The organism is Actinacidiphila sp. bgisy145, from assembly GCF_057708125.1.
In genome coordinates this window covers 72758-78848 of record NZ_JBYIRL010000039.1, presented here as the reverse complement: position 1 = coordinate 78848, position 6091 = coordinate 72758, and the positions used below count along the sequence as shown (strand labels likewise).

General features: G+C 69.5%; 6 protein-coding genes. 2 read left to right on the top strand and 4 right to left on the bottom strand.

The window, feature by feature from the left end; all coding sequences use genetic code 11:
* The 4 genes from cas5 to AC3ERT_RS29185 form a co-directional block, all read right to left on the bottom strand.
* Positions 1 to 641: CRISPR-associated protein Cas5 (cas5, locus tag AC3ERT_RS29200; RefSeq protein WP_435177751.1), on the bottom strand; the 641-nt coding region annotated here is incomplete at its 3' end.
* A 72-nt stretch (positions 642 to 713) separates the two neighbouring features.
* A complete protein-coding gene (cas7i, locus tag AC3ERT_RS29195; protein ID WP_435177749.1) occupies positions 714 to 1772 on the bottom strand; it encodes a type I-B CRISPR-associated protein Cas7/Cst2/DevR in 1059 nt (352 codons plus the stop codon).
* 9 nt (positions 1773 to 1781) lie between these two features.
* Positions 1782 to 3260, bottom strand: a complete 1479-nt coding sequence (locus tag AC3ERT_RS29190; RefSeq protein WP_435177747.1) for a hypothetical protein — start codon at positions 3258 to 3260, stop codon at positions 1782 to 1784.
* Positions 3253 to 3846: a CRISPR-associated endoribonuclease Cas6 gene (locus AC3ERT_RS29185; RefSeq protein WP_435177745.1), complete on the bottom strand. Its 594-nt coding sequence runs from the start codon at positions 3844 to 3846 to the stop codon at positions 3253 to 3255. Before AC3ERT_RS29185 ends, AC3ERT_RS29190 begins: the two co-directional genes overlap by 8 nt.
* A 760-nt stretch (positions 3847 to 4606) precedes the next feature.
* On the opposite strand from AC3ERT_RS29185, the gene AC3ERT_RS29180 reads away from it, so the two are divergent.
* Both AC3ERT_RS29180 and cas1b read left to right on the top strand, forming a co-directional pair.
* The gene (locus tag AC3ERT_RS29180; protein ID WP_435177743.1) at positions 4607 to 5104 is read left to right on the top strand and encodes a CRISPR-associated protein Cas4; all 498 of its coding nucleotides are present in this window, start codon (positions 4607 to 4609) and stop codon (positions 5102 to 5104) included.
* A gap of 1 nt (position 5105) precedes the next feature.
* The gene (gene cas1b / locus AC3ERT_RS29175; RefSeq protein ID WP_335970425.1) at positions 5106 to 6086 is read left to right on the top strand and encodes a type I-B CRISPR-associated endonuclease Cas1b; all 981 of its coding nucleotides are present in this window, start codon (positions 5106 to 5108) and stop codon (positions 6084 to 6086) included.
* Positions 6087 to 6091 lie beyond the last annotated feature (5 nt).

The following is a 6091-nucleotide window of genomic DNA, read 5'->3' as shown; positions in this document are numbered from 1 at the left end:
AGGAACCGGTCGGGGTGGGTGGCCGGTAGCAGGGCGACGGCCTGGCCCTCGGCGGTCCTGGTTCCGGTGTCGATCTGTGCGGTCGAACCGTCGGGGGCGTAGCGGTAGCCGCCCCAGTGGGTGCGGTCGCGGGTGTGTGCGATGGCGGTGGTCAGGCGCATCCGGGTGCCGGTGGCGCCGGGCAGGTCGTCGGGGACGATCGCGTGGCCCTGGACGCCGGGACCGGGTTGCAGGTCCACCGGGCGGACCCGCACGGACACGAGGTCCTGGCTGCGTCCGAGTCGCAGCGGCCACACGGGTGCTCGCAGCGCGCGCCGCCACAGGTCGAGGTCCGTGTCGAGCCAGATGGTGAGCGTGGTGTGTGCGAGGAAGTCGCGGTCCTTGATGGTGGTGTTGGTTTCGGTGCCGGGGCCGGCGATCGGGTGGTAGGTCTCCAGGTCGGTGCCGTGGCCGGCGGCGTGGAAGGCCATGGCGAATCGGGTGGCCGGTGGCACGCGGTCCCATCCTCCGGCCGCTGCGGCGAGCAGGCCGCCGACGGTGGAGGGCGGCGGGCAGGGCAGGCCGACCTGCAGGCCGTCGTAGAGGGGGTTGCGGAAGCTGACGATCGGGGCGGAGACGGTTACCTGGAGTGCTGGGGGCATGGTTTTCCTCGCGCACGTGTGGTCGGTCGGGCGTCCCCTTGCCAGGGGCGATCATGACGCGGGTGCGGAACGTCAGGTGAGCGGGGCGTCGTCGAACCACGCGTCGTGGTCGCCGTCCTCGATCTCGGTGGCGAGGGTGTTGAGGACGGTCCGCGGGTGCCCGATGACGACCTTCTTCTCGTCGACGAGCGCCTTGAGGTCGGTGGTGGCGCGGTCGCGCTGGTCACCGAGGAACCCCGGAGCCCACCCGATACGGACCGGGCCGTCCAGCACGTCGGCCCACGCCTCGATCTCCTCGGTGAGGATGTCGGTGTCGAAGTGGGTGGCGTGCTGCCGGTTGCGGATCACCCGCGTGAAGGGGTTGGTGCCGCCCTTGACCGGCGCGAGGATGATCAGCCCCGGGGTGCGGTCGCCGTAGTGCGCCGACTGTTTCGCGCCGCCCTTGACCACGGCCATGGCGCGCAGGAGGACTGCCACTCGGCGGCGCCGTTCGGCGAGGGGCAGGCGCACACACTCCACACCGCGCATCGTGACGCTCACGCTGCCGGATTCGAGCAGCGAGGCCGCGGTCGCCGCGGGCAGGGCGGACTTGCTGGTCTTGCCGCCGAGTTCGAAGGTGCCGACCCGGGGCAGGTCGAGCAGCAGGTCCCCGGCGAGGTCGGCGGTGTACATCTGGTGCTCGTGGATGACCGGGTGGGCTCCCGGTTCGAAGTCGCGGCTCATGGTGCCGAAGTCCATCTGCGGCGTGTTGGGCACCACCGCGACCAGCGTGCCGGTCGCGAGCACGGTGTCACGCATGAACGTCTTCGACTCGCCCCTCTTCGCGCCCTCCTCGTCGGCCTTGACCGCGATCATGTAGCCGAACAGGTCGTCGTCGAGATACAGGTCCGGTCGGCCCTTGGTGTACGCCTGCTGCTTCTTGCCCTCGCCGCTGCGGATCACCGGGGACGTCGGCTCATCCTCGGGCAGGCTCTCGCGCAGCCACCGGCGGGCGGCCTGCGCGGACACGTACGGGTAGGCGTCCTTGCCTGACGTGAACTGCTTGACCATGCCGCGGTTGTCCTCGCCGCGGCCGTTGTTCGGCGCGCCGGCCTTGATGCCCAGGATGGTCTGCCCCACCAGAAACGTCATCGTTCTTCCTCAGTTCTCGTCGTTGTCGGAGTCGGAGTCGGAGTCAGCGGAGTCGGACAGCTCGTCCTGCAACTCGCGCATCTCCTCGGTGGACCCCTTCGGCTGCCATCCGTTGTTCGCGAGCGCCTCCAGCACCGCGAACGTCAGCAACCTGCGCCAGGACCAGGAGCGCTCGTCCTCGAAGAGCAGCCGGTAGTCCCGCACCGGCAGGAGCACCGGCTCGGTCCCTTCCGGGCGGGGGAGCAGCTGCCATTCCACCGCCCGGGACCGGAACCAGCCGTACAGGTTCCCGCCGCGGCTGTTCGCGCGGATGAAGTCACGGAAAGGACCCGGGCGGCTGTCCTGCCCCAGGAGCGCGGCGAGCCGGCCCGCCAGCAGCGTGATGCGTTCGACGTCTTTCTCGTCCATGGTCAGTACCTCGATGCAGTAGGAGTGCACGATCGCGTGGAGCGACGCCACCTCGGGCGGCACCGCACCCTGTGAGGCGGCCGCCCGCGTCAGCAGATTGGCGACAGCAGCGCTGAGCACGTGCGCGGGCCGCGCGAACGCGCGCTTGGCCAAGTACGCCTCGCCCGGGACCTGCTTGGTTGCCTGCGTCGCCGCCAGCGCCGCGTACCCGTTCCTCCGGTCGGCATCCCGCACCGTCGACCGCAGCCACTCGGCGATCGGCTGGCTCATCTCCTGCGTGACGAGCACCTGCTCCTTGTTGGAGTTCGACAGCACGAGCAACTCCACCGGCGCGGTGATACGACGGCCGTAGCCGCGTACCGCGGTCAGCACCGCCAGCTCACGTGCGTACGGGCTCTTCTTCGCGCCCTTCACAGGCGCAGCGATCGCCGCGCGCTCCAGTGTCTGCTGTACCGCGGAACGCGTCACCCGCGCCAGGAATTCGTCGTCCCACGAGTGGATGGCCGCAGCCCGGCCGCCGGACAGTGCCGCCCCGTACGGGAACGCCCACAGGCACGACACGCACGGGAAGCACAGCGCAGTGCCCTGGTGCCCGGGCGCCGTGGTGTTGCGGTAGGCCACGCTCGCGCCGAGCGGGATGTCGACCTTCCCGAACCAGTCGCACGCCTCACGCCCGCAGTAGGCGCACGGGACGCCGAGCCGACGCAGCGCAGCCTGCGATGAGCGCCACCCGCGGATCTGCTCCCGCCGCTCCTGGGGACTCTGCCGTCCCCGAGCCGTCGGATTGATCTTGGAGTTGGGCCACAGCAGGTAACTCGCGCTGAGCCAGAACCCGCCCGGATCGGCTGCCTTGGCCAGCTCCGACGTCCGGAGCAGATCGTTCGTCATCCGGTCGGTCACGGCCGAGAACGCCGCCGGCGTGATCAGCTCCGGCGAGGAGAACTTGGCAAGAGCGGCCAACGCGAACGCCCCGATGCGCTGCAGCGGGCTCGACGTCAGGACGACGGACACGCCATGCCCTTCCGGGTCCGAAGCTCGTTCCGGCGGGCCGCTGTTGCCCTGACCGTCACTGTCAGGCATCGATCCACCCCATGCCCGCGGCGTTCGCCTGCCCGATCCCCCAGTCCGCGATGGCCGACAGCGTCTGCGGCGGCCCCGACACGGTGACCTCGACGCACGCTCCCGGCTTCTTGCCCCCGCCCCCGGCAGCCCCCGCGACCGCGAACGACCGCTTGGGCCCGGTCCAGCCGACACGCTCCAGCGTCACCTCCGCGTCCAGGCCGAGCGTCTCGGCCTTCCGGCGCAAATTGTTCTGCACGTAGACGTCCCACTCCGGTTCGCCCGGAAGCCGCCACACCGTGCCCTCCGGCCGCTGTCCCTGCGCGACACGCTCCAAGGTGGCCTTGGTCACCACGGGAGTCGACGTACGGAACACCGCGCGACCCGAGTTGAACGACGGGGTCTCCACCGGCACCACGCGGTCCACGATGAACGCCGTAGCACCCCACGCCAGCACCGGCGTCTCCCGCAGGCCGGCGGCCCAGCCCTCGACGACCGCGGCCAGCGGGCTGCCCAACTCGACCACTCCCGGCCCGTCCGCCGCGTACACCCCCCGACGGCGCCGGGCCGCCCGGAACGTCGGCGCACCGTATCCGAACGGTGCCATCCGGTACGGCCCCCACCCTTTCGCGTGCAGAGCCGCACCCAACGCTGGCGCTCCCCGCTTCAGCAGCTCGTACGCGAGCGCACGCCCTGGAGCCAGCACGTCCCGCCACGGCAACTCCCGTGCCCCCGTGTGGAACTCCACCCGTAACCGCATCCCCATCCCCTTTGATCGGAACAGCCTTCAAACCGCAGCTCAGGGCGGTGACAGCTCCCGCTGTCAGTGCCCCCTGTCACAGTGAGCCGCGTGGTGGGAGCCGTCGGAGCGGCACCCGAACGGAGCAGAAAGTAGCCGACCGACTACAAGATCGCAACTTCAAAGCAGCGTCCAGTAAGACACGAAGTACATGGCGGCCGGTGGCAGCGGCGATATGATGGTCAACATTGCTCCATCGTTGAGCCGCGTTCTCGCGCTCACGGACTGGGTCGCAACTGTCTGACTGGACGCTGCAAGTGCTGCGGTATGGTCGGCTCATCGCCCCTTCAAGGGGAACGCCCGGCGAACGGGCACCCACCAAGGACACGTGACGCGCCCGTGACCGGTGGAACTCGGCCCTTAAGGGGATCGCGAATCCTGGGCCCGCGGACATGTCGTCCCGAGATGCCCAGCCCCAAACGTCACGTCAACATCCCTGGCGGGAGATCCCTTTGACCGCGTTCTCCAAAAACCCGAGGCGACCGGCGCCGTGCGTAACCGTCCTCACGCGAGGACAGGGCGCGCCGGCGCGTTTCCCGTCGCCCCAGCCCGCGGAACGGCCCGACGCATGATCGGCTACGACGACGTCGGCGGCGTCCACATCAAGTACCTCTACCACTGCCAACGCCAACTGTGGCTGTACCTACGGGGCATCCGCCCCGAACACCTCAACGCCGCAGTCCAGCTCGGCGAAGCCGTCCACGACACCTCCTACACCCGCAACACCCCGGTCGACCTGGGCGCGGCCCAACTCGACTTCCTCGACGGCAACCACTGGGTGCACGAGGTGAAGTCCTCCTCGCGTCCCACCCCCGCCGACGAGGCACAAGGACGCCACTACTGCCACCGCCTGCATCGCGTCGGCATCGACGCAAAAGGCGCGGTCCTGCACTACCCCAAGACCCGCCGCACCCGGAAGTTCCCCTACGACGAGCAGGCCGCACGCCAGGCCGACACCGACATCGAAGCGGTCCTGACCATCGCCCGCACCGCCGACTCCCCCGACCGCCTCGCGCGCTCGGCCTGCCGGGGATGCAGCTTCACCGACTACTGCTGGACGGAATGAGATGCCCGCAGCCGCCCGCACCTACTGGCTCACCAGCCCGTGCCGCATCCGCCGCAAAGACGAATCCCTCATCATCGAACGGGACAACGCCGCAGGCGTTCACATCCCCGTCACCGACGTCCGCGACATCGTCGCCTGCGCCGAGACCGACATCAACACCGCAGTCGTCTCCCTCCTCAACCGGCACCGCATCAACGTCCACCTCCTCAGCTACTACGGCGACTACGCCGGCTCCCTGCTCACCTCCGACACGAGCACCTCCGGCGAGACCGTCCTCGCCCAAGCCCGCACAGCCGCCGACCCCCAAGCCGGCATGGCCATCGCCCGCAACATCGTGGACGCCTGCGCCTTCAACGTCCGCCGCGTCGTCGACCGCAAACTCCTCGCCCGCCCCTACACCGTCCTGCAGGACTCCCTCAAGACCAGCACCACCCAAGCCCAACTCATGGGCGCCGAAGGCACCTTCCGCCGCTCCGCCTGGGAAGTCATCGACACCAAACTCCCCGACTGGCTCCAACTGAACGGGCGAAGCCGCCGCCCACCGAAGAACGCCGGCAACGCCTTCATCAGCTACGTCAACGGCATCACCTACGCCCGCGTCCTGACCGCCGTACGCCTCACTCCCCTCCACAGCGGCATCGCCTTCCTCCACGGCACCATGGAACGCCAACGCCACTCCCTGGTCCTCGACCTGTCGGAGATGTTCAAACCCCTCATGGCCGAACGCCTCCTGCTGCGCATGGCCGCCCGCAACCAGCTCAAGGAACACCACTTCGACCGCGACACCAACCAGGCGATGCTCAGCGACACCGGGCGCAAACTCGTCGTCCAGACCGTCCGCGACGAGTTCGCCGTCACCGTCGCCCACCGCACCCTCGCCCGCAACGTCGCCTACGACGAACTCCTCTACCTCGACGCCCTCGCCCTCACCCGGCACTGCCTCGAAGGCACCCCCTACAAGCCCTTCCGGATCTGGTGGTAGCCGGT